The 21,244-nt window shown below is 70.8% G+C and carries 23 protein-coding genes and 2 pseudogenes; 17 read left to right on the top strand and 8 right to left on the bottom strand.

The window, feature by feature from the left end:
- The first annotated feature begins 70 nt into the window (after positions 1-70).
- Together ACFYZJ_RS23180 and ACFYZJ_RS23175 are read left to right on the top strand one after the other, a co-directional pair.
- Complete coding sequence (locus ACFYZJ_RS23180) at positions 71-1,411, top strand: transcriptional regulator (RefSeq protein ID WP_388570901.1); 1,341 nt, start codon at positions 71-73, stop codon at positions 1,409-1,411.
- A 151-nt stretch (positions 1,412-1,562) separates the two neighbouring features.
- Positions 1,563-2,108 carry an NUDIX hydrolase gene (locus ACFYZJ_RS23175; protein ID WP_388570899.1) on the top strand — a complete coding sequence of 182 codons (546 nt, stop codon included), beginning with the start codon at positions 1,563-1,565 and terminating at the stop codon, positions 2,106-2,108.
- Between the two features lie 20 nt (positions 2,109-2,128).
- Here the strand turns inward: ACFYZJ_RS23175 and ACFYZJ_RS23170 are convergent, their stop codons facing one another.
- Both ACFYZJ_RS23170 and ACFYZJ_RS23165 read right to left on the bottom strand, forming a co-directional pair.
- Positions 2,129-2,386 (bottom strand): hypothetical protein, encoded by a 258-nt coding sequence (locus ACFYZJ_RS23170; RefSeq protein ID WP_388570898.1) that lies wholly within the window; start codon positions 2,384-2,386, stop codon positions 2,129-2,131.
- 192 nt (positions 2,387-2,578) lie between these two features.
- Positions 2,579-3,439: a 3-hydroxybutyryl-CoA dehydrogenase gene (locus tag ACFYZJ_RS23165; RefSeq protein WP_388570896.1), complete on the bottom strand. Its 861-nt coding sequence runs from the start codon at positions 3,437-3,439 to the stop codon at positions 2,579-2,581.
- Between the two features lie 172 nt (positions 3,440-3,611).
- On the opposite strand from ACFYZJ_RS23165, the gene ACFYZJ_RS23160 reads away from it, so the two are divergent.
- The 4 genes from ACFYZJ_RS23160 to ACFYZJ_RS23145 all read left to right on the top strand — a co-directional run bounded on the left by ACFYZJ_RS23160 (position 3,612) and on the right by ACFYZJ_RS23145 (position 6,303).
- A complete protein-coding gene (locus tag ACFYZJ_RS23160) occupies positions 3,612-4,868 on the top strand; it encodes a glycoside hydrolase family 10 protein (RefSeq protein ID WP_388570895.1) in 1,257 nt (418 codons plus the stop codon).
- 656 nt (positions 4,869-5,524) lie between these two features.
- Positions 5,525-5,746, top strand: a complete 222-nt coding sequence (locus ACFYZJ_RS23155) for a hypothetical protein (protein WP_388570894.1) — start codon at positions 5,525-5,527, stop codon at positions 5,744-5,746.
- Positions 5,722-5,871, top strand: coding sequence for a hypothetical protein (locus ACFYZJ_RS23150; protein WP_388571242.1), 150 nt, complete (start codon positions 5,722-5,724; stop codon positions 5,869-5,871). Before ACFYZJ_RS23155 ends, ACFYZJ_RS23150 begins: the two co-directional genes overlap by 25 nt.
- A 54-nt stretch (positions 5,872-5,925) precedes the next feature.
- Complete coding sequence (locus ACFYZJ_RS23145) at positions 5,926-6,303, top strand: nuclear transport factor 2 family protein (RefSeq protein WP_388570893.1); 378 nt, start codon at positions 5,926-5,928, stop codon at positions 6,301-6,303.
- Positions 6,304-6,375: 72 nt separating this feature from the next.
- Here ACFYZJ_RS23145 and ACFYZJ_RS23140 read toward each other — a convergent pair.
- Positions 6,376-6,526, bottom strand: a pseudogene (locus tag ACFYZJ_RS23140) (IS630 family transposase); the annotation flags it as partial.
- A gap of 30 nt (positions 6,527-6,556) precedes the next feature.
- Here ACFYZJ_RS23140 and ACFYZJ_RS23135 point away from each other — a divergent pair.
- A pseudogene (locus tag ACFYZJ_RS23135) lies at positions 6,557-6,871 on the top strand (hypothetical protein); the annotation flags it as partial.
- Between the two features lie 8 nt (positions 6,872-6,879).
- On the opposite strand, the gene ACFYZJ_RS23130 reads toward ACFYZJ_RS23135, so the two are convergent.
- Positions 6,880-7,089, bottom strand: a complete 210-nt coding sequence (locus ACFYZJ_RS23130; protein ID WP_388570892.1) for a DUF1918 domain-containing protein — start codon at positions 7,087-7,089, stop codon at positions 6,880-6,882.
- Positions 7,090-7,204: 115 nt separating this feature from the next.
- On the bottom strand, positions 7,205-8,125 hold the full coding sequence (locus tag ACFYZJ_RS23125; RefSeq protein WP_388570891.1) for a DMT family transporter: 921 nt from the start codon (positions 8,123-8,125) through the stop codon (positions 7,205-7,207).
- Between ACFYZJ_RS23125 and ACFYZJ_RS23120 the strand changes: the two genes are divergently transcribed.
- The 3 genes from ACFYZJ_RS23120 (at position 8,124) to ACFYZJ_RS23110 (ending at position 10,756) form a co-directional block, all read left to right on the top strand.
- A complete protein-coding gene (locus ACFYZJ_RS23120) occupies positions 8,124-9,566 on the top strand; it encodes a PLP-dependent aminotransferase family protein (protein ID WP_388570890.1) in 1,443 nt (480 codons plus the stop codon). The two genes, ACFYZJ_RS23125 and ACFYZJ_RS23120, sit on opposite strands and share 2 nt — an antisense overlap.
- Before the next feature lie 61 nt (positions 9,567-9,627).
- A complete protein-coding gene (locus ACFYZJ_RS23115) occupies positions 9,628-10,095 on the top strand; it encodes a GNAT family N-acetyltransferase (protein ID WP_388570889.1) in 468 nt (155 codons plus the stop codon).
- A gap of 73 nt (positions 10,096-10,168) precedes the next feature.
- Positions 10,169-10,756 carry a histidine phosphatase family protein gene (locus ACFYZJ_RS23110; protein ID WP_388570887.1) on the top strand — a complete coding sequence of 196 codons (588 nt, stop codon included), beginning with the start codon at positions 10,169-10,171 and terminating at the stop codon, positions 10,754-10,756.
- Here ACFYZJ_RS23110 and ACFYZJ_RS23105 read toward each other — a convergent pair.
- From ACFYZJ_RS23105 to ACFYZJ_RS23095, 3 genes are all read right to left on the bottom strand, one after another.
- Positions 10,739-11,212 (bottom strand): DUF6314 family protein, encoded by a 474-nt coding sequence (locus ACFYZJ_RS23105; RefSeq protein WP_388571213.1) that lies wholly within the window; start codon positions 11,210-11,212, stop codon positions 10,739-10,741. The two genes, ACFYZJ_RS23110 and ACFYZJ_RS23105, sit on opposite strands and share 18 nt — an antisense overlap.
- Before the next feature lie 262 nt (positions 11,213-11,474).
- The gene (locus ACFYZJ_RS23100) at positions 11,475-11,915 is read right to left on the bottom strand and encodes a carboxymuconolactone decarboxylase family protein (RefSeq protein ID WP_388570885.1); all 441 of its coding nucleotides are present in this window, start codon (positions 11,913-11,915) and stop codon (positions 11,475-11,477) included.
- The gene (locus ACFYZJ_RS23095; RefSeq protein ID WP_388570883.1) at positions 11,912-12,337 is read right to left on the bottom strand and encodes a MerR family transcriptional regulator; all 426 of its coding nucleotides are present in this window, start codon (positions 12,335-12,337) and stop codon (positions 11,912-11,914) included. The genes ACFYZJ_RS23100 and ACFYZJ_RS23095 overlap by 4 nt, the downstream gene beginning before the upstream one ends.
- Before the next feature lie 416 nt (positions 12,338-12,753).
- Here ACFYZJ_RS23095 and ACFYZJ_RS23090 point away from each other — a divergent pair, with 416 nt between their 5' ends.
- From ACFYZJ_RS23090 to ACFYZJ_RS23060, 7 genes are all read left to right on the top strand, one after another.
- Positions 12,754-15,444 (top strand): YfhO family protein, encoded by a 2,691-nt coding sequence (locus tag ACFYZJ_RS23090; protein ID WP_388570882.1) that lies wholly within the window; start codon positions 12,754-12,756, stop codon positions 15,442-15,444.
- 22 nt (positions 15,445-15,466) lie between these two features.
- Positions 15,467-16,444 carry a glycosyltransferase family 2 protein gene (locus ACFYZJ_RS23085; protein WP_388570880.1) on the top strand — a complete coding sequence of 326 codons (978 nt, stop codon included), beginning with the start codon at positions 15,467-15,469 and terminating at the stop codon, positions 16,442-16,444.
- Positions 16,444-16,848, top strand: coding sequence for a GtrA family protein (locus tag ACFYZJ_RS23080; protein ID WP_388570878.1), 405 nt, complete (start codon positions 16,444-16,446; stop codon positions 16,846-16,848). The genes ACFYZJ_RS23085 and ACFYZJ_RS23080 overlap by 1 nt, the downstream gene beginning before the upstream one ends.
- 93 nt (positions 16,849-16,941) lie before the next feature.
- Positions 16,942-17,970, top strand: a complete 1,029-nt coding sequence (gene argC, locus ACFYZJ_RS23075) for an N-acetyl-gamma-glutamyl-phosphate reductase (protein ID WP_388570876.1) — start codon at positions 16,942-16,944, stop codon at positions 17,968-17,970.
- Positions 17,967-19,118, top strand: coding sequence for a bifunctional glutamate N-acetyltransferase/amino-acid acetyltransferase ArgJ (argJ, locus tag ACFYZJ_RS23070; RefSeq protein WP_388570874.1), 1,152 nt, complete (start codon positions 17,967-17,969; stop codon positions 19,116-19,118). The genes argC and argJ overlap by 4 nt, the downstream gene beginning before the upstream one ends.
- Complete coding sequence (gene argB, locus ACFYZJ_RS23065; protein WP_388570873.1) at positions 19,115-20,050, top strand: acetylglutamate kinase; 936 nt, start codon at positions 19,115-19,117, stop codon at positions 20,048-20,050. The genes argJ and argB overlap by 4 nt, the downstream gene beginning before the upstream one ends.
- Positions 20,047-21,243 carry an acetylornithine transaminase gene (locus ACFYZJ_RS23060; RefSeq protein WP_388570872.1) on the top strand — a complete coding sequence of 399 codons (1,197 nt, stop codon included), beginning with the start codon at positions 20,047-20,049 and terminating at the stop codon, positions 21,241-21,243. Before argB ends, ACFYZJ_RS23060 begins: the two co-directional genes overlap by 4 nt.
- Position 21,244 lies beyond the last annotated feature (1 nt).

Genomic DNA, 21,244 nt, shown 5'->3' with positions numbered 1-21,244 from the left:
GCACTCCGTTCACACCCCGTGTGAAGCGGTTCGCACTACCCTGGCGAAACCGAGCCACCGGAGTGCACCCATGCAGCCCAACACTCTGCTCGACGCGATCCTCGACGAGGCCGGAATCTCCCACGCGGGACTGGCCGCGCACGTCAACCAGGCGGGGCGGGCGCGAGGCCTCGCGCTGCGATACGAACACACGGCAGTGGCACGGTGGTTGAAGGGCCAGCGCCCGCGCGGCCAGGTGCCCGACCTGATCTGCGAGGTGCTCGCGGCCCGGCTGCACCGCCCGGTGACCCTCGACGACATCGGCCTCGGCGTCCCCGGCGAACCGGCCACCCCGCACGGCTCCAGCCTCTCCGGCTTCGTCGAGCGGGCCACCGCCCTGTGGCGCTCCGACGAACAGCAGCGCCCCCACATCCTCGGCGCCCCCGCCGTGACCGGCACCCCCGCCGTGATGCCCGTGTGGGAGTGGGAGAACCCGCCCGAGGACGTGGACGTCTCCCGCGGCGGCCGCCACCGGGTCACCCCGGCCGACATCGAGATGCTGCGCGCCGCCCGCGCCCACTACGAGCAGATGTACCGCAAGGCGGGCGGCATAGCCACCCGTGCCCGCATCGTCGGCTTCCTCAACGCCGAGACGGCACCGCTGCTGCGCGGCGGCTACACCGACGCGATGGGCCGCCAACTGCACCGCGCCACCGGGGGACTTGTGGCGATCGCCGGTATCTGCGCGTACGACTCCGACGCCCACGGCCTCGCCCAGCGCTACTTCCACCAGGCCCTGCGCCTGGCGAAGGCCAGCGGCGACCGGGGGCTCGGCGCTTATGTCATAGCCCTGCTGGTCAACCAGTCGCTGTTCATGAAGGAGTACCGGCAGGCCGTGGCCTTCGCCGAGGCCGCGCTGCGCGCCGCGGGCAAGCAGATCACCCCGGCGCTCGCCTCCGACCTGTACGCGATGCAGGCGAAGGCGTACGCGCACCTCGGGGACGCCTCGGGCGCGCTGTCCTGCATCCGGCGGGCCGAGTCGGCCGCCGAACGCATCCGGCGCGGCCACGAACCGGACGAGACCGGCTACGTCCAGCCCGGTCTCGTCAACGTCCAGGTCGCGGAGGCACTGCTCAGCCTCGGTGACCTGGCCGCGGCCGGGGAGCACGCCGCGGCCGCCGTCGGCACACCCGCGCACGACCGGGGCCGGGTGCACCGGCTCGCCATCCTCAGCCAGATCGAACTGCGCCAGGGCAACGCCGACAAGGCGGTGGCCACGGCGGTCGAGATGGCCGAGCGGGCGCGCGGAATGGAGTCCATGCGACTGCGCGACAGACTCAGGGCGGTACGCGAACACCTCGTCCGCAGCGGCTGCGCCGGAACCGCCGAGGCCGCCGAACTCATCGACGGGGCCCTGCGCGTACCGCTGTAGTCACCGCCCCACCCACCGCCTTCAGGCGCGCCCCGTCCGCCGGCACGGACGACCGCGCTCGCCGCTGCGCCGGACGTGCGCCGCCGTGAGCCTGCTGAGAGGAGGCTCCTGCTGCGATATTGCCCCTTACTCGGCGGAAGGTGGCAGAACCATGCAGTGGACGAAACAGAACGAGCAAACTGTGTATGAAAACCGCTGGTTCAGCGTCAACTTGGCGGATGTCGAGTTGCCGGACGGCCGGCACCTCGACCACTTCCTGATACGGCTGCGGCCCGTCGCCGTGGCCACCGTCGTCAACGACGCCAACGAGGTGCTGCTGCTGTGGCGGCACCGCTTCATCACCGACAGTTGGGGGTGGGAACTCGCGGCGGGCGTCGTCGAGGACGGCGAGGACATCGCCGACGCGGCGGCCCGCGAACTCGAGGAGGAGACCGGCTGGCGGCCGGGACCCCTGCGCCATCTCATGAGCGTCGAGCCCTCCAACGGACTCACCGACGCCCGGCACCATGTCTACTGGGCCGACGAGGGAGAGTACGTCGGGCACCCCGTGGACGACTTCGAGTCGGACCGTCGGGAATGGGTGCCCCTCAAGCTCGTCCCCGACATGGTCGCCCGCGGGGAGGTCCCGGCCGCCAACATGGCGGCCGCGTTACTGCTCCTGCACCACCTCAGGCTCGGGCAGGACGCGCTGCCCTGACCCCGGGTGGGGCCGGCGGGCTAGTGGCCCAGAGCCTGCCAGACGGCCACCACCAGCGCGCCCACCGCCGTGAGGGCGGCGACGGCGGGCAGTGGCCAACGTGCGTGTTCCAGCGTGATGATGCGGGTGTGCAGTTCGTCCAGTTCCTTGGCCGTCTCCTCGGTGCGATGGCTGAGCAGCGCCAGCCCACCCTCGACGCGGGCGTAGGCCACGTCGAGTCGGCGGCGTAACTCTGCGAGTTCTCCATGGACGACGGGATGCTCGGGATCGGCGGTCACAAGTCCGCTCCTTTCCGTGGTTGTCTCACATCCCTTGCATGCGCATGCTGAGTCAACTCGCCTGGTGGGCGCGTGAGGAGAGTGTGCGAGCGGCATATGCGGGTACGGCGCGCACACGCCGTGTGAACGGCGCGGGCCCGGCACCGTTCGACGGTGCCGGGCCCGCGTGAGCCGGAAGTTCGACGCTCGGGATCAGGAGTAGGTGTAGAAGCCGGAGCCGGTCTTCCGGCCGAGTCGGCCCGCCTCCACCATCCGCTGCAGCAGCGGGGGAGCGGCGTACAGGGGTTCCTTGTACTCCTGGTACATCGAGTTGGCGATCGAGACGACGGTGTCAAGACCGATCAGGTCGGCGAGCTTCAGCGGGCCCATCGGGTGGGCACAGCCCATCTCCATGCCGTTGTCGATGTCCTCCCGCCCGGCGATGCCCGACTCGAACATCCGGATCGCGGACAGCAGGTAGGGCACCAGCAGTGCGTTGACGACGAAGCCGGAGCGGTCCTGAGCACGGATGGCGTGCTTGCCGAGGAGCTTCTCCGCGAACAGCTGCGCCCGGCTCAGGGTGCCCTCGGAGGTGGTGAGGGCCGGGATCAGCTCGACGAGCTTCTGCACCGGGGCAGGGTTGAAGAAGTGGATGCCGATCACCTGGTCCGGGCGCGAGGTCGCCACGGCCAGCTTCACCAGTGGGATCGAGGAGGTGTTGGAGGCGAGGATGGCGTCCGGGCGGGTCACCACCTGGTCGAGCACCTGGAAGATCTCGGTCTTCACCTGCTCGTTCTCGACGACGGCCTCGATCACCAGGTCGCGGTCCGCGAACTCGCCGAGGTCGGTGGTGAAGGTGAGGCGCGCCTGCGTCGCCTCCAGTTCCTCCTCGGAGATCTTGCCGCGCTCGGCCGCCTTGGACAGGGAGTTGAACAGGCGGGTCCGGCCGATCTCCAGGGCCTCGCCGGTGGTCTCGGCGACCTTCACGTCCAGTCCGGCGCGGGCGCACACCTCGGCGATGCCCGCGCCCATCTGGCCGCAGCCCACCACTCCGACGCGTTCGATGTCGGTCACATCGTCCCTTTCGCTGATCTACGGCTGTGGCAGGTCCGATCGGGTTCCGGTCGCCTGCTCCGATCGTGCACGTTACTCCCAAGTATCGATGATCGATCGTCCGGGTGGGAGCATGCTGGGGCACCGGAACGATCCGTGACGAGGCGGGTCCGCAGAGTACGGGGGTGTGCCGATGAGCCGGTTGTCACGCCGGGCGTTCACCGTGGCCGCGGTGGCGAGCCTGGTCACTGCGCGGGGCGCCGCCGCGGCAGCGCGGGGCGCGGCGGCCGGGGAGACGCGGGGTATGGCGGCCGCGGAGATGCGGGGCATGTGGCTGGCCTGCGTGGCCAACCGCGACTGGCCCTCACGTCCCGGCCTGACGGCGTCGGCGCAGCGCGCCGAGCTGTGCGCCCTGCTCGACACGGCCGTTCGGCGCCGGCTGAACACGGTGTTCTTCCAGGTGCGCCCCGCGGCCGACGCCCTGTGGCCCTCACCGTACGAACCGTGGTCCCAGTACCTGACCGGCGTCCAGGGGCGGGACCCCGGCTGGGACCCGCTCGGCACGGCCGTCACGGAGGCGCACGCGCGGGGCCTGCAACTGCACGCCTGGTTCAACCCGTACCGGATCGCCCTGCACACCGACGTGTCCCGGCTCGCCGCCCGGCACCCGGCCCGCGAGCACCCCGACTGGGTCGTGGCCTACGGCGGCAAGCTCTACTACAACCCCGGACTGCCGGAGGTCCGGGCCTTCGTCGAGGACGCGATTCTGGACGCCGTACGCCGCTACCCGGTGGACGGCGTCCACTTCGACGACTACTTCTACCCGTACCCCGTCGCCGGGGAGGACTTCGACGACGCGGACGCGTACGAGGAGTACGGCGACGACTTCCCGAGCCGGGCCGACTGGCGCCGTGACAACATCGACCTGCTGGTGCGCGAGACCGCGAGCCGTGTGCGGCAGACCAGACCGGCCGCCCGCTTCGGGATCAGCCCCTTCGGGGTGTGGCGCAACGCCGGTACCGACCCCCGCGGCTCGGACACCCGGGCGGGGGTGCAGACGTACGACGACCTGTACGCGGACACCCGGACCTGGGTGAGGTCGGGCTGGCTGGACTACATCTGCCCTCAGCTGTATTGGTTGGCACAACCGCTTGACCAGCAGGTTCCGGCGAATTATTCAGTCCTCGTGCCCTGGTGGTCGGAGGTGGCGAAGGGCACGAGGACCCTGCTCTACATCGGCGAAGCTCTGTACAAGGCGGGTGACCCGGCGCAGCCTGCGGCCTGGCAGGACCCGGCGGAACTCGCCCGCCACCTCACGCTCGCCGACGCTCACCCCGAGGTGCGCGGGCACGTCTTCTTCGCCGCCAAGGACGTGGCCGAGGACCGGATCGGCGCGATGGCTCGCGTGGTTGCCGATCACTACCAGCGGCCAGCGAAGGCGCCGCGATGACGGACAGCAGCGGTACGGGACTCCACGGTCCCTATGCCTTGCTTGCCGAGTTCCTTGATCAGCACAGCGAGCAGGAGCAGGCCCACATATATGGGGCGTTGTTCGGAGCTGAGGCGGTTCCCCGACAGCAACGGGCAGAACCGGGGGAGGTTACTCCGCTGCCCCGGAGAAGGTCTGGGGCAGCTTCCATCAAGGTCGTTGTCAGACGGGGCAAGGGTTGAAGCCGTCCTGGGCTCCTCTTGCGGGCACGAGAGACCCCACCAAAGGACGAACGGATATCCGGCCGCCCTGCCTTCGCCGTACGCTCGAATCATGAGTGCCGACATGACGCGGTGTGGCACTTCCGCCTGACACCCCGTCAACATGCCATTGAGGTGTGTTGCCGTCGCTACGTAGCGTCATTGGCATGGCGACTCAAGGCAGAACAACAGAGAGGGCCGTCCCTGAGCGCGGAGCACTGGTGTACGACCCGGCGACACGCAAGGTAGGGGAGTACCAGGACAAGGCCGGTCCGTACGTCTTGCTGCGCCCGGTGGGCGGCGGTCGTGAGTGGGAGGCTGACTCGGCTCGCATCCGCCCGGCCACGCCTGAGGAACGGTTGAGCGCGGGTGTGAGGGCGGCCAACGTGCGGTGCGGGGCCGGTGAATGTGCGCTCGGTGATTCGTCATGAGACGTGGACGCTCACGCCGGACCGTGAGCCGGACGCGGAGCCGACCACGTACGCGATGGAGTGCGCGGTGTGCGATGACTCCTCGGACGGTAGTGAGGACTTCGCGGACGGGCAGAGCTGGGTACTGGAGCACTGCGGCAAGAATCCGTCGCATCACACCTTCCGGGAGATCATCACCCGTCCGTGGCGTACCTGGCGGCACGCGTGATGCGCGGCGTAGTCGACTGGTTGGCCCGCTTCACGGGTCCGCTGATGATCGTCATGGTCTCGGGCTCGTGCGGCTTCGTGCTGGGCGTCACTGCCGCGTCCGGTGACCGGGATGGTTCACCGTGATCGGAAGGCGGCTCGCGGGACGAGCGCACGCGAAACGGCTGGTATTACTGGGGCATGCAGGAAGAGATTGCACGCTCCGCGATCGACACGTTCATCTCCGCGTTCAACGCCTCGGACGACAGCTATGTGACTGCCCTGCTCTCCCAGGCTCTGACCTCAGACGTGGTCTTCTGGGGGCCGTTGGGTCGCAGCGAAGGAATCGCGGCGGTCGAGCGGTTCGTGCTGGACATCCGGCGCCACCCGGCGGGGACCGGCACGATGGTGCGCTGCTCGGCGGTGGACATGCCTGACGAGTGGGCCCGGTATCAGTGGGTCTTCACCACGCCGGATGGAGGTCCCCGCCTGGCGGGAACGGACGTCGTCCATCTGCGGCGGAGCCTCATCGACCAGGTCATCGTCTTTGCGGGGGAGATCGAACCGTCCACCTCCTGAGTCATCCTTCTGTCGCTGTCCATCTCCTGAACTTGCCCCCTTCGGCGCTCGGGGGCTGCGGTTCGCGGTTGGTCAGGCTGCGGTGTTGAGGGGGCGTCCGCCCCAGCGGATGCCCTTCTCGCTGCGGACGCGCGCGGGCGCGTTCCTTGCGTTGGGCGGTGAGTACGTCGGGGTGGCGGGCATTGGTATTGCGCCAGCGCAGGTAGCGGGCGTGCGGCGAGCGTAGCGCCGTTGTCACTTCGCGTACACCTGACCGAAGATCTACTGGAACATCGGCTACGCCGCCGCCGACCACGCGCAACTCGTGCCCTGGTGGGCGGCGGTGGCCCAGGGCACGGACGTACAGCTGTACGTGGGTGAGGCGCTGTACAAGGCCGGTGCCACGGCCGAGCCCGGCGCCTGGCAGGACCCGGCCGAACTCTCCCTGCATCTCACTCTGGCCAGGCGTTACCCGCAGGCCCGCGGGCACGTCTTCTTCGCCGCCAAGGACGTGGCCGAGGATCCGACCGGCGCGATGACGCGGGTGGTCGCCGATCACTACAGGCAGCCGGCGAAGCCTCCGCGCTGACTCCGTCCCTAATGTCCCATCGGCCGGCGCGCATCCTCCTTGTGGCGGATCTCGGTGTCCGGGCCGGGTGAGCACACGCCCTCGTGCCCGTCCTCGAAGCGGACGCGGTACGGCGGGTTCCCGTTCGTGCCCATCACTTCGACGATCTCGCCGACCTTGTCGTGCTGCCCGACGATTCTGCCGTGCTGCACCAGCTTGTCGCCCACAGTTGCGCGCATCTGTTGGGCCCTCCTCGTCGCGTTGCGGGAGTATCGGTCCGTTATTCGGGCGGCTCGCTGTGGCCGCGAGCCGCGGCGGGTGCCGCCGGACGTCCCGGTCCGTCCCTCGCCCCGGTCAGCCCCGCGCCCGCTGGGTGACCGCGATGCACACGAGGACCGCGGCGGCCGTGAGCGGTGCGGCCGGGGTGAGGTGCTCACCGAGGAGCAGTACCGACCACACCAGTGTGAGCAGGGGCTGGGCCAACTGCAACTGACTGGCCTTGGGGATGCCGATCCCGGCCATGCCCCGGTACCAGACGACCAGCCCGAGGAACTGCGACCCGGCCGCCACCCACAGCAGCCCGGCCACCGTGTGTGCGGTGAGGTGGACCGGCTCGTACGACAGCGCCACGACAGCGGCGGGCACGGTGAGCGGCAGGCACAGCACCAGGGCCCAGCCGATGACCTGCCAGCCGGGCATGACCCGGGCCAGTCGGCCGCCCTCGGTGTAGCCGGCGGCGCAGATCAGCAGGGCACCGAAGAGGTAGGCGTCCGCGCCGGTCAGCGCGCCGCCGCTCTGCTGCACGGTGAACGCGATGACGGCGGCGGCACCGGCGAGGGCGGCGAGCCAGAAGGTACGGGAGGGCCGGGTGCGGACCCGCAGCGCGGAAAGGAGGGCGGTGGTCAGGGGGAGCAGCCCGACGACCACGGCGGCGTGCGCGGTGGTCGAGGTCTTCAGGGCGAGGGTGGTCAGCAGGGGGAAGCCGAGCACCACCCCGGCCGCGACCACCGCGAGCCCCGCCCAGTGGGCCCGCGCGGGCACCGGGACGCGGAGTGCGAGCAGGCACCCGCCGGCGATGAGCGCGGCGAGCACACTGCGCGCGGCCACGAGCGACCAGGCGCCGAATCCCTCGAGCCCCCAGGCGGTGGCGGGAAAGGTGAGCGAGAAGGCGACGACGCCGAGGGCGGCCTGGAGGGTGCCGATACGGTGCCGGGCCGCGTCCGCCTCGGTGACTGCTATCGACGTGGGAGCAGTAGCGCTATCCTGTGTCCTCATGCAAGAGAGTAGCAGTGTCGGAGAACTGGCGAATCGGCTGCGGCGGGAGCTGATCCGCTACTCTGCCGGGGAGAAGCTGCCCTCCAGTCGTGCGCTCGTGGAGCGGTTCCGGGTGAGTCCGGTGACCGTGTCGCGCGCGCTCGCCCAACTGGCCGCCGAGGGGCTGGTGATCACACGGCCCGGCGCCGGCGCCTTCCGGGCGGAGCCGCAGGCGGCGGCACCGGCCGTGGGGGACACCGCGTGGCAGGAGGTCGCGCTCAGCGCCGACGCCGCCGTCGAACTCGTTCCGCGCAGCGTCGACGCGTCCGGAGTCGTCGTCTCGCTGGCCGCCCCGCCCGCCGGTGTCATCGAGTTCACCGGCGGCTATCTGCACCCCACACTGCAGCCCGAGCGGGCCATGGCCGCGGCCCTGTCACGGGCCGGCCGCCGCCCCGGCGTCTGGGCCCGGCCGCCCGTCGAGGGTGTCGCAGAGTTGCGCGAGTGGTTCGCGCGGGGCATCGGCGGCGCGGTGACCGCCGCCGATGTGCTGGTCACCGCGGGGGGCCAGTCCGCGCTGACCACCGCGCTCCGGGCGCTGGCACCGCCCGGCGCGCCGGTCCTGGTCGAGTCACCCACCTATCCCGGCATGCTCGCCATCGCCCGTGCGGCCGGCGCGAGGCCCGTACCCGTGCCGGTCGACGCGGACGGGGTCAAGCCCGCCCTGCTCGCCGACGCGTTCCGGGCGACCGGCGCCCGTGTCGTCGTCTGCCAGCCGCTGTTCCAGAACCCGACCGGTGCGGTCCTCGCCCCGGAACGCCGAGGCGAGGTGCTGCGCATCGCGCGGGACGCCGGAGCGTTCGTGATCGAGGACGACTTCGTCCGCCGGCTGGTGCACGAGGACGCCGGTCCGCTGCCGCCCCCGCTCGCGGCAGAGGACCCCGACGGTGTCGTCGTGCACGTCAACTCCCTCACCAAGGCGACCTCGCCCAGCTTCCGGGTCGGCGCCCTGGCTGCCCGCGGCCCGGTCCTGGAGCGGCTGCGCGCCATCCAGATCGTCGACACCTTCTTCGTGCCGCGCCCCCTCCAGGAAGCCGCGCTGGAACTCGTCGGCTCGCCCGCCTGGCCCCGGCATCTGCGCGCCGTCGCCGCCGAGTTGAAGCACCGCCGCGACACGATGACCGCGGCCCTGCGTCTGCACCTGCCCGAACTCGCCCTGCCGCACATCCCGTCCGGGGGCTACCACCTGTGGGTGCGGCTGCCCGAGGGCACCGACGAGTCCGCCCTCACCGCGGGGGCACTGCGCGCGGGTGTCGCGGTCACCCCCGGCCGCCCGTACTTCAGCGCCGAACCCCCGGCCCCGCACCTGCGGTTGAGCTTCGCCGCCGCCGCGGGTGAGGGGGAGATCACCGAGGGCGTGCGCCGTCTGCGCACGGCCTGCGACGGGGTGTTCCGGACCCGGTAGCGCAACGCCGCGCGAGCGAAACGGTTCGACAGCACCACCGACGATTTGCGAGTCTGCCGTCATGACCGCCAGCACCGACGCGCCCCGCCTCCCGGACGGCTACGAGTTCTCCGCGGACCCGGCCCGGATCGACATCGACCGCACCCACCACTGGCTCGCGACCGACGCGTACTGGGCGATGGACCGGCCCCGGGAGAAACACGAGCGCGCGGTCGCGAACTCCCGCAACTTCGGGGTGTACAACACCGCTTCGGGCGAGCAGGTGGCGTACGCGCGCGTGGTCACCGACGAGGCGTCCTTCGCCTGGCTCTGCGATGTCTACGTCGACCGTTCGGTGCGCGGCAAGGGCATCGGCACCGCCCTGGTCGGCGCCGTCCGCGACCACCTCGCCCCGCTCGGGCTGCGCCGCGTCCTGCTGGCGACGAACGATGCGCACGGGGTCTACGCCAAGCTCGGGTTCGAGCCGCTCGACCGGCCGGACCAGTGGATGGTGCACTGGTTCGAACAGTCGAACGAGGTCCGTGCGTGACGCCGAGCGCACCCTTGGTAACTCCTGAGTAATCCCTCTTGACCTGCGCACTTGCGCACCCGACGATCGCCGCATGCATCTTCGGGTCACGTTCGTCGCCGCCGCGCGCAGCTCCTCGCTGCTCGCGGAGCGCTTCGAGGACGACCGGCCGCTGGACCAGGCCGGCTGGGACGAGGTGCAACGTGTCGCCCCGGACCTGGTGCCGCTGGCGGCGGCCGAGTTGCGCTACTGCTCGCCCACGCCGCGCAGCCGGGCGACCGGGGACGCGCTCGGTTACGCGCCGCTGGTGCAACCGGCGCTGCGGGACTGCGACATGGGCCGCTGGCGCGGGTTCACGCTGGGCGAGGCGATGGCCCGGGAGCCCTCGGCGGTCGACTTCTGGCTGGCGGACCCGCGCTCCGCACCGCACGGCGGTGAGTCACTGCTGGCGTTCATCTCCCGTGTGGGCGGCTGGCTGGACACGCGCCCCGTGGAGGACGGCAGCCGTATCGTCGCGGTGGCGGAGCCCTCGGTGGTGCGGGCAGCCCTGGTCTACGCGCTGAGGGCGCAGCCGTCGTCATACTGGAACATCGACGTCCGCCCCCTGTCGACCATCACGCTCGCCGGTCACAGGGGGCGTTGGAACCTGTGCCTCGAGGTCGCGTCACATCAGCGGGTCTGACGTTCCCGGGGGCGGGCCTTCGCGCGTGTAGTCGGTGGTCAGGACAAGGTCCTTCGCGGGCCCGCCGACCCGCCACACCGTGCGCCAGCGGTCCGCGTCGTACACCGTGAACTCGCCCCGGTAGAGGTCCGCCGCACACGGATGCTCGGCGATGTGATGGCCGGTCGTGAGGTCGAGGTCGTGGAACGGGCGGCCGTCCGCGAACCGCACGTGCGAGGTGCCCGGCGAGGTCCCGGGCAGGAACAGCAGCGTCCGCTCGGCGGGGCGGGACGCACCCTGCCACACGAACGTGCCGGACTCGTGGTGCAGCAGCCCGCCGCCCTCCCGCGGCGAGAACACCGTCGTCCCGCTGAACCAGCCTTCCTCGCCGCTCGCGAGATCCCGCACGGCGCGTTCCACGCGCCAAGTCCCGGTCAGATGGGCCAGCACGTCCTCGACCGGCCAGAAGGTGCCCACCGTCATCGCCTGTGCCCTCCTGTCCCCGCACGCACCATTGACGCGATCATGCCTCCTCTCCATCTTGCCGTTCGAAGTGCTGACCAATATTCGATGGTGACCACGCTCGCAGCGGCGCCCGACGCGGTGAACACCGAGTCGGACACGCCGGTCACCCCGGTCACCCCGGTCACCCCGGTCACCCCGGTCACCTCCACCTTGGACGGGGTCGCCGGCGCGTTCACGTACACCTTCCCGGCGAACTCCATCACCTTCCTGCGGATCAGGCAGAGGTGGTCGGCGCCTGCTCGGCGGGCTGCTGCCCCAGCGGCAGCAGCCCGCGGTCGGCGAAGACCTTCTTCGCGGCGAAGGTCGCGTTCAGCGCCTTCGGTATGCCGCAGTACACGGCCGAGTGCAGTAGGGCCTCGACGATCTGCTCGGCGGTGAGGCCCACGTTGAGCGCCGCGTTCACATGCACGTCCAACTGGGCCTCGCAGCCGCCGAGCGCGGTGAGCATGCCGAGCGTCACCAGCTGGCGGTCGCGCGGGGCGAGGCCCGGCCGGTCGTAGATCTCCCCGAAGGCCCAGGAGACGATCTGGTGGCCCAGCTCGGGGCTGATGTCGGCGAGCGAGTCGACGACCCGCTGCCCGGCCTCGCCGTCCACCCGCTTCAGGACCTCCAGGCCGTGGGTGAAACGCTCCTCGCGGGTGGTGCTCTCGCTCATGTCGCCTCATCCGTTCCCGGCTGCCGCTCGTCGAGCAGCCGTTGGTAGTGATCGATCTTGTCGTCCAGCGCGGCCGCGTTGCGGCGCAGTGCGCGGATCCGTTCCGCCAGCTCCGCGCGGTGCTCCCGCAGCATCGCCAGCCGGTCCGCGACCGTGGCATCCCCCCGCGCCCGCAGCTGCGCGAAGCACTGCATGTCCGCGATCGACATGCCGGTCTCCCGCAGCCGCAGCAGGAACTCCAGCCATGCCAGGTCGGCCGCGTCGTAGCGCCGCTGGTTGCCGGTGGTCCGGCCGACCCGCTGGATCAGGCCTGCCCTCTCGTAGTAGCGCAGGGTGTCGTGCGAGAGGCCGGTGCGCTCCGCGACCTGGGCGATGGTGAGGGTCGGCTCCCGATCCCGCGGGAGGGGCTGTCCGCTGGTCATGACAAGACCGTAGAACCTGGAGCGTGCTCCAGGTCAAGGCTGCCCGATCGGCACGCCCGGACGCGGCTGAGGCCGTCGCAGCGGCCCGCGGACGGCGCCGGGTGAACTCCCGTACGACACCTTGAGGAGATTCCGAATTCATTCTTTATTCCTTCGGTGGCGCGGCAACCATCCGGAATCATTGTCCGTCCAATGGGTGAATCGATGACGCCCGGGAGCGATTTCCCGGGTCGGACGCCGTGCGTCCGTATTTTCTGGAGCCTGCCGAGAATGATGTGTTCGACCCTGTTCATCGCGTGTTCGCCGGACGTTTCTCGGGTATTCGGGACAGTCGCTGTATTTCCCTCGGTCGGCTCTCTCGGCGCACGTGACAGCGCCCAAGGGAACACAAGGCGCCGATGGAACAGGGACAGTGTGTGAACGTCTCCATTCACCACGACCGCCGTGCGTGGCTCCGGCTGCCGCGGCCGACCGGACCCAGGCCGGCCGGCGCCCTGCTCGCGGCGGTCCTCACCACCGCCGCGTTCTGCGCCGCCGACGCCGTCGCCCGCAGCTACCCGTTCGGGCCCCGTACGCGAAGCGTCAACGACCTGGGCAACCAGTACATCCCGTTCCACGCGCACCTGTGGGACCTGCTGCACGGAAGGGGCGACGGAGGACTCCTCGTCAACTGGCAGTCCGGGTACGGCTCCAGCTTCCTGCCCGACCTCGGCACTTACCTCAGCAGCCCGTTCGCCCTGCTCGTGGCGGTGTTCCCGCGGGACGAGATCGACCTCGCGGTCTACGCCGTCACGGTGCTGAAGACGGCGTCCGCCGGCGCCGCCATGGCCTGGCTGCTGCTCACCCTGCGACCCGGCCGCTGGTGGGCCGCGGGGCTGCTGGGCACCTCCCACGCCCTGTGCGGCTGGAGCGTGGCGTCCGCCGTGTACAACCCGATGTGGCTCGACGGGCTCATCGCCCTGCCGCTGTTCTGCCTGGTCGGCGAATGGGCCCTGAACGGACGGCACCGCATCCTCGCTGTGCTGATCGTGGCGCTCGCCTGGACCGCCAACTTCTACACCGCGTACATGGCCACCCTCGGCGCCGGTCTGGTGCTGCTGCTCCGGCTGCTGCTCGCCGGCCTTCCGCGCCGGCGGGCGCTGAGGGCGCTGGGCCGCGCCGTCCTGACCGTCGCGCTCGGCATGGGCCTGGCCGCGCCCCTGGTGACGGTCGTGTACTTCGGCACCGAACACGCCTACCCCGGCACCTTCGGGCACTTCACCCCGGTGGCGAGCCGCGACCTGCTGGCCCGGCTGCTGCCTGCCACGTACAGCTTCTCCACACCGGCCGTCTATGTGGGCACCACGGCGCTGCTGCTCGTCCTCGCCCTGCCGTTCCACCGGAAGGTTCCCGGGCGGGTACGCACCGGCTGGACGCTCCTGGTGGTCGCGATGGTGCTGTCGATGCAGTGGGGACCGACCCAACTGGCCTGGCACGCCTTCACCGAACCCCAGGGCAGTTCGTACCGCCAGGCCTTCGTCCTGTGCGGGCTGCTGGTGATCGCCGCGTGGCACTCGCTCTCGTACGGCGCGCCCGACCGGCGTGCGCTGGCCCCGGCGGGCGTGCTGCTCGCACTGATCACCGCCGTCGCGAGCCGAAGCGCTCTCGTGCAGTCCGCCACCTGGTGGGTGCTGCCGTGCGCCGTCGTGGGCGCGCTCGGCGGGCTGGCCCTGCTCGGCCGCACGGACGGCGGGCGCCCCACGAGCGGCAACCGGCGGCACACCGTGCTGGCCGGGTTCGCCGCGGTACTGCTCCTCGGCGCGCAGTTCGGCGAGGCCGCCGCCACCTCCGCCGACGCCAGCCGGAAGCGGCTCGAGCATCTGGACCACTACGCACCCTGGGGGGCGCGCCGGCAGCAGCAGGCGCAGGCGATCGCTCAGGCCGACGGCTGGCCCCGGTACCGCACCGACCCCGGCCGGGAGCAGACCGTCGCCAACGACCCGATGCTGGTGGGCGGCCAGGGCGCCCAGTACTACAGCAGCCTGACCTCGGACGTCCTCAGCCGCATGCTCACCGCCCTGGGCGGTGGCTGGACCTCGCGCGGCCGGAGCCTGCAGAGCCTGGACAACGCCGTCACGGACGTGATCTTCTCCGTCGGCGCGCGGGTGCACTCCCCGCCGGACCCGCATCAGTGGTGGAACCCGCCGCACCCCGGCCCGGTGACGGTGTCCCGGCAGGACGTGCCGCCGCTGGTCACGGTCCGGCCGTCCGGCACCTTCGATCAGGCGCGTACGGGCGTCTCCGCCTTCGGGCCGTCGCCGTACCGCAACCAGGAACTCCTGCTCGGCACCCGGGTCTACACCGTGCCCGCGCTGACCGTGCGCACCGGCGACGGCAAGACGCCGGCCCGCAGCCACGACGACCGGCCGGGCCTGGTCGTCGCCCCGCCGCCGGCCGGGAGCGCCGCACGGAAGCCCGTGATCACGGCCCGGTGCCCGGCGCGCAGCGAGGTGTACCTGTGGGCGCCGCACTACTCGGGCACCGCACGGCTGACCGGGGCCCCGGCGGGCACGATCGGGCGGTTCACGTCCGACCACCCCGTCACCAGGATCGCCGCCATGCAGCGGCTCGGCGAGGCACCGGCGTCCGGCCGCGTACGGATCGAGCTGTCCCCCGCCTGGACGAGCGTCGTCGCGGACGGTGCGGTCGGCTGCCTGGACACCACCCGGCTGCGCACCGCGGTCGATGGGCTCAAGGCCACGGGTGCCACCCGGGTGACGGTCTCCGACGGCACCATCAGGGCTCGGATACCCGCAGGCAGCAAGGGGACCGCCGTGGTCGCGGCTCCCCGGATCGCCGGCTGGCGGTGCGCGACGGGGGATGCTCCGGCCGCACCGGCGGGGGATCACCACGGGCTGATCGCCGTGCCCCTCGACGGCTCCTCGACCAGCCTCACCTGCACCTTCCATCCGCCCGGGCTGCGTCTGGGCACGGCTGTCGGGGCCACCTCGCTGCTGGCCCTGGTCCTGCTCGGCGTCCTCACCGCCGTCCGCCGGCGGCGCGCCACCGCCCGACCCGCACCGCCCACGGCCAACCGACCGCTCGAGCGCACGACTCACGCTCTCTGACCGCGTCCTCAGGAAGAAAACCATGCTCATTTCGATCGTCGCACCGTGCTACAACGAAGAAGAAGTCATCGGACGGTTCCACGACGTGGTTCAGAAGGTCGCGGACGAACTCCTTCCGCTCGGCCACGACATGGAGTTCGTGTACGTCGACGACGGCAGCCGGGACCGCACTCTCGACGTCCTGAAGCAGCTGAGCGAGCGCGACGCGCGGGTGCGGTACGTCTCCTTCAGCCGCAACTTCGGCAAGGAGGCGGCCCTGCTCGCCGGTCTGCGCCACGCCTCGGGGGACTGCGTGGTCGTCATGGACTCGGATCTGCAGCACCCGCCGGAGCTGATCAAGCGGATGGTGGAGCTGCGGGGGCAGGGCTACGATCAGGTCATCGCCAAGCGCACCCGAAGCGGTGACCGGATCGCCCGCACCGTCACCGCCCGCCTCTACTACCGGCTCATCAACCGTCTCGTCGACGTGGAACTCGTGGACGGCGTCGGCGACTTCCGTCTGCTGTCCCGGCGCGTGGTGGACGCGGTCCTCGCGCTCACCGAGTACAACCGCTTCTCCAAGGGCCTGTTCGCGTGGGTGGGCTTCCCCAGCACCACCTTCGCGTACGAGAACGCCGTACGCGAACACGGCCGCAGCTCCTGGAACTTCCGGACCCTGCTCAACTACGGGCTCGACGGACTGCTCTCCTTCAACAACAGGCCGCTGCGCGCCGCGCTCCACCTGGGCCTGGGGCTGGTGCTGTGCGCGGGGCTGTACACCGCCTGGATCGTGGTCGCCGCGCTCGTCCACGGTGTGCAGACACCCGGCTACGTCACGACGATCACTGCCGTGACGGCGCTCGCCGGCGTGCAGATGGTCATGCTCGGGGTCATCGGCGAGTACACCGGCCGCATCTACTACGAGGTGAAGGGCCGCCCGCACTTCCTGGTGAAGGCCACCAACGTGGAGCGGACGGAAGCCGGCGCCCGGCGCGACACCGCGAGGGACCTCATTCGCTGATGTCCACCACGCACACGCGCCCGGTCATGGGGCAGGTCGTCACCTTCGCGGTGGTCGGTGTGATCAACACCATGACGTATTACGGCCTCTACCTGCTGCTCCTCACCCGTTTGCCGTACCTTGCGGCACATATTCTCGCGTTCGTCCTCAGCATGGTCGGAAGCTTTTTCCTGAACGCGCGCTTCACCTATCGGACGCGGCCGACCTGGCGGAAATTCCTGCTGTTCCCACTGACGAATGCCACCAATTTCCTGATCACCACGGTGGGCGTCTACGTGATCGTCGACGTGCTGCACGCGGGAAGCCGGTTCGCTCCGCTGCTCGCCTCCGCCGCGGCTGTTCCGGTGACCTTCGTCGTCTCCCGCACGATCATGCTCCCCAGGGGGGAGGGAACAACCGCCTGAGCGCGTCGGCACACGGCTCGTCGTGGGGCCGATCTCCAGGATTGCATAAACGTGCGGCGGTACGTATAGTCATGCCATCCAGGAGGAGGTTCCATGACGGTACGTGCCGCAGTCGCCGGTGCGAGCGGATACGCGGGCGGAGAGGCGCTGCGTCTGCTCCTCGCACACCCCGAGGTGGAGATCGGGGCCCTGACCGGCAACTCCAACGCGGGCCGGCGCCTCGGCGCGCTGCAGCCGCATCTGCTGCCGCTCGCCGACCGGGTGCTCGCCGAGACCACCCCCGAGGCCCTCGCCGGACACGACGTCGTCTTCCTGGCCCTGCCCCACGGGCAGTCCGCCGCCGTCGCCGAGCAGCTCGGTCCCGACGTCCTCGTCATCGACATGGGCGCCGACTTCCGGCTGCAGGACCCGGCCGACTGGGAGAGGTTCTACGGTTCCCCGCACGCCGGGACCTGGCCCTACGGCCTCCCCGAACTGCCGGGTGCCCGCGCTGCGCTCGAGGGGTCCAAGCGCATCGCGGTACCCGGTTGCTACCCCACGGCCGCCTCCCTCGCGCTGTTCCCCGCGTACGCCGCCGGGCTCGCCGAGAACGAGGCCGTGATCGTCGCCGCCTCCGGCACCTCAGGCGCGGGCAAGGCGCCCAAGCCGCACCTGCTGGGCAGCGAGGTCATGGGGTCCATGTCGCCGTACGGCGTCGGCGGCGTCCACCGGCACACCCCCGAGATGGTCCAGAACCTCAGCGTGGCCGCCGGTGAGCCGGTCACCGTCTCCTTCACGCCCACCCTCGCGCCCATGCCCCGCGGCATCCTCGCCACCTGCACCGCCAAGGCCCGCGACGGCGTCACCGCCGAGTCGCTCCGCGCCGCCTACGACAAGGCCTTCGCCGACGAGCCCTTCGTGCACCTGCTCCCCGAGGGGCAGTGGCCGGCCACCGCCTCCGTCCACGGTTCCAACGCCGTTCAGGTGCAGGTCGCGTACGACGCCGCCGCGCACCGCATCATCGCGATCAGCGCCATCGACAATCTGACCAAGGGCACCGCGGGCGGTGCCGTCCAGAGCATGAACATCGCGCTCGGCCTCGACGAGACCACCGGGCTTTCGACGATCGGAGTCGCACCGTGAGCGTCACGGCAGCCAAGGGGTTCCAGGCCGCGGGCATCGCAGCCGGAATCAAGGAGAACGGCAACCCCGACCTGGCCCTCGTGGTCAACACCGGGCCGCGCCGCGCCGCCGCGGGCGTCTTCACCTCCAACCGTGTGAAGGCCGCACCCGTGCTGTGGTCCGAGCAGGTCCTCAAGAGCGGTCAGGTCTCGGCGGTCGTCCTCAACTCCGGCGGTGCCAACGCCTGCACCGGCCCGCAGGGTTTCCAGGACACCCACGCCACCGCGGAGAAGGTCGCCGAGGTCCTCGGCCGCGGTGCCATCGAGGTCGCCGTCTGCTCCACCGGCCTCATCGGCGTGCTGCTGCCCATGGACAAGCTGCTTCCCGGCGTGGAGACCGCCGCCGCCCAGCTCTCCGAGCACGGCGGGGAGAAGGCCGCCATCGCCATCAAGACCACCGACACCGTCCACAAGACGTCCGTCGTGACGAAGGACGGCTGGACCGTCGGCGGCATGGCCAAGGGCGCCGGCATGCTCGCCCCGGGCCTCGCCACCATGCTCGTGGTCCTCACCACCGACGCCGACCTCGACAGCGAGACCCTGGACAAGGCCCTGCGCGCCGCCACCAAGGTCACCTTCGACCGCGTCGACTCCGACGGCTGCATGTCCACCAACGACACCGTCCTGCTGCTCGCCTCCGGCGCGTCCGGGATCGCCCCGGAGTACGAGGAGTTCGCCGAGGCCGTCCGGGAGGTCTGTGCCGACCTCGGCCGGCAGCTCATCGGCGACGCCGAGGGCGCCAGCAAGGACATCAAGGTCGAGGTGATCAACGCCGCGAGTGAGAAGGACGCCGTCGAGGTGGGCCGCTCCATCGCCCGCAACAACCTGCTGAAGTGCGCGATCCACGGCGAGGACCCCAACTGGGGCCGCGTCCTGTCCGCCATCGGCACCACCAGGGCCGCCTTCGAGCCGGACCAGCTCAACGTCGCCATCAACGGCGTGTGGGTGTGCAAGAACGGCTCCGTCGGCGAGGACCGCGAACTGGTCGACATGCGCTACCGCGAGGTCCACATCGTGGCGGACCTGGCCGCCGGTGCCGAGACCGCCACCATCTGGACCAACGACCTCACCGCCGACTACGTCCACGAGAACAGCGCGTACTCGTCATGAGCGACACTTCCTCCAAGTCCGGCACGACGCGTAAACACACCGCGCTGCCCAAGGCCAAGATCCTCATCGAGGCGCTGCCCTGGCTGACCCGGCACCACGGCAAGGTCGTCGTCATCAAGTTCGGCGGCAACGCCATGGTGAACGAGGAGCTGAAGGCGGCTTTCGCGCAGGACGTCGTCTTCCTGCGGCACGCCGGCCTCAAGCCGGTCGTCGTGCACGGGGGCGGTCCCCAGATCAGCGCCGCCCTCGACCGGCACGGCATCGCCAGCGAGTTCAAGGCGGGCCTGAGGGTCACCACCGACGACGCCATGGACGTCGTACGGATGGTGCTCGCCGGGCAGGTGCAGCGGGAACTGGTCGGGCTGCTCAACCAGCACGGCCCGTTCGCCGTCGGCCTCACCGGCGAGGACGCGCACACCATCACCGCCACCAAGCACACGCCCGAGATCGACGGCGAGCCCGTCGACATCGGACGGGTGGGCGAGATCACCCAGATCGACACGGGCGCGATCGAGGCCCTGCTCGCCGACGGCCGTATCCCGGTCGTCTCCTCCATCGCCCGCAGTCAGGACGACGGACATGTCTACAACGTCAATGCTGATACGGCGGCTGCGGCACTCGCTGCGGCACTGGGCGCCGAAACCCTCATGGTCCTCACCGATGTCCAGGGGCTCTACGAGGACTGGCCGAACTCCGACGAGGTGATCAGCCGCCTGACCGCCTCCCAGCTGGAGAAGCTGCTGCCGGAGCTGTCCTCGGGCATGGTGCCGAAGATGGAGGGCTGCCTGCACGCCGTGCGCAACGGCGTGAACACCGCCCGCGTCATCGACGGCCGGGTCCAGCACTCGATCCTGCTGGAGATCTTCACCGACGAGGGCATCGGCACGATGGTCGTGCCCGACGAGAAGCCGGACGAACAGGGGGAGTCGTGAGCAACCAGGAACTGACCGCGCGGTGGCAGGGCGCGCTCATGAACAACTACGGCACCCCGCGGCTGCCCCTCGTGCGCGGCGAGGGCACCAAGCTGTGGGACGCCGACGGCAAGCAGTACCTCGACTTCGTCGGCGGCATCGCGGTCAACGCGCTCGGCCACGCCCACCCGGCGGTCGTCCAGGCCGTGAGTGACCAGATCGCCTCCCTCGGCCACGTCTCCAACCTGTTCATCGCGGAACCGCCCGTCGCCCTCGCGGAACGGCTGCTCCAGCTCTTCGGCCGGGACGGCAAGGTCTTCTTCTGCAACTCGGGCGCCGAGGCCAACGAAGGTGCCTTCAAGATCGGCCGGCTGACGGGCCGTCGGCACATGGTCGCCACCGAGGGCGGTTTCCACGGCCGCACCATGGGTGCCCTCGCGCTCACCGGCCAGCCCGGCAAGCAGGAGCCGTTCCTGCCGCTGCCCGGCGACGTCACCCACGTCCCCTACGGCGACGCGCAGGCCCTGGCCGCCGCGGTCACCGAGGACACCGCCCTGGTCATCATCGAGCCGATCCAGGGCGAGAACGGCGTCGTGGTCCCGCCCGTCGGCTACCTGAAGGCGGCCCGCGCGATCACCGCCGCCACCGGGGCGCTGCTCGTCCTCGACGAGGTGCAGACCGGCGTCGGCCGTACCGGGCACTGGTTCGAATACCAGGCCCACGAGGGCGTCCTGCCGGACGTCGTCACCCTCGCCAAGGGCCTCGGCGGCGGACTGCCGCTCGGCGCCACCGTCGCCTTCGGCCGCGCCGCCGACCTGCTCCAGCCGGGTCAGCACGGCACGACCTTCGGCGGCAACCCGGTCGCGTGCGCCGCCGGTCTCGCCGTGCTCGACACCATCGCGGCCGAGGGCCTGCTGGAGAACGTCAAGCGGCAGAGCGAGAAGCTGCGGGACGGAATCGAGTCGCTGGGCCACCCATTGATCGAACGTGTCCGGGGCGCGGGCCTGCTCCTGGGTATCGTGCTCACCGAGCCGCTCGCGCCGCAGGTGCAGCAGGCGGCTCAGGACGCCGGCTTCCTGGTGAACGCGCCCGCCCCGAACGTCGTACGGCTGATGCCGCCGCTGAACCTCGGCGACGACGACGTGCAGGCGTTCCTCCGGGCGCTTCCCGGTGTCCTCGAGGCAGTGAACGGGGACGGACGATCCGGAGAATGAG

It is taken from the genome of Streptomyces sp. NPDC001848 (assembly GCF_042891915.1).
Classification (GTDB): Bacteria; Actinomycetota; Actinomycetes; order Streptomycetales; family Streptomycetaceae; genus Streptomyces.
This window is presented reverse-complemented; position numbering and strand designations above follow the sequence as displayed.

What these genes read in the sequence shown, in the direction of transcription:
- ACFYZJ_RS23080 (WP_388570878.1), top strand. Translation starts at nt 16,444, where the DNA reads ATGTCCACCACGCACACGCGCCCGGTCATGGGGCAGGTCGTCACCTTC.
- ACFYZJ_RS23160 (WP_388570895.1), top strand. Translation starts at nt 3,612, where the DNA reads ATGAGCCGGTTGTCACGCCGGGCGTTCACCGTGGCCGCGGTGGCGAGC.
- ACFYZJ_RS23085 (WP_388570880.1), top strand. Translation starts at nt 15,467, where the DNA reads ATGCTCATTTCGATCGTCGCACCGTGCTACAACGAAGAAGAAGTCATC.
- ACFYZJ_RS23120 (WP_388570890.1), top strand. Translation starts at nt 8,124, where the DNA reads ATGCAAGAGAGTAGCAGTGTCGGAGAACTGGCGAATCGGCTGCGGCGG.
- ACFYZJ_RS23095 (WP_388570883.1), bottom strand. Translation starts at nt 12,337, where the DNA reads ATGACCAGCGGACAGCCCCTCCCGCGGGATCGGGAGCCGACCCTCACC.
- ACFYZJ_RS23180 (WP_388570901.1), top strand. Translation starts at nt 71, where the DNA reads ATGCAGCCCAACACTCTGCTCGACGCGATCCTCGACGAGGCCGGAATC.
- ACFYZJ_RS23125 (WP_388570891.1), bottom strand. Translation starts at nt 8,125, where the DNA reads ATGAGGACACAGGATAGCGCTACTGCTCCCACGTCGATAGCAGTCACC.
- argB (WP_388570873.1), top strand. Translation starts at nt 19,115, where the DNA reads ATGAGCGACACTTCCTCCAAGTCCGGCACGACGCGTAAACACACCGCG.
- ACFYZJ_RS23145 (WP_388570893.1), top strand. Translation starts at nt 5,926, where the DNA reads ATGCAGGAAGAGATTGCACGCTCCGCGATCGACACGTTCATCTCCGCG.
- ACFYZJ_RS23100 (WP_388570885.1), bottom strand. Translation starts at nt 11,915, where the DNA reads ATGAGCGAGAGCACCACCCGCGAGGAGCGTTTCACCCACGGCCTGGAG.
- argC (WP_388570876.1), top strand. Translation starts at nt 16,942, where the DNA reads ATGACGGTACGTGCCGCAGTCGCCGGTGCGAGCGGATACGCGGGCGGA.
- ACFYZJ_RS23175 (WP_388570899.1), top strand. Translation starts at nt 1,563, where the DNA reads ATGCAGTGGACGAAACAGAACGAGCAAACTGTGTATGAAAACCGCTGG.
- ACFYZJ_RS23130 (WP_388570892.1), bottom strand. Translation starts at nt 7,089, where the DNA reads ATGCGCGCAACTGTGGGCGACAAGCTGGTGCAGCACGGCAGAATCGTC.
- ACFYZJ_RS23110 (WP_388570887.1), top strand. Translation starts at nt 10,169, where the DNA reads ATGCATCTTCGGGTCACGTTCGTCGCCGCCGCGCGCAGCTCCTCGCTG.
- ACFYZJ_RS23115 (WP_388570889.1), top strand. Translation starts at nt 9,628, where the DNA reads ATGACCGCCAGCACCGACGCGCCCCGCCTCCCGGACGGCTACGAGTTC.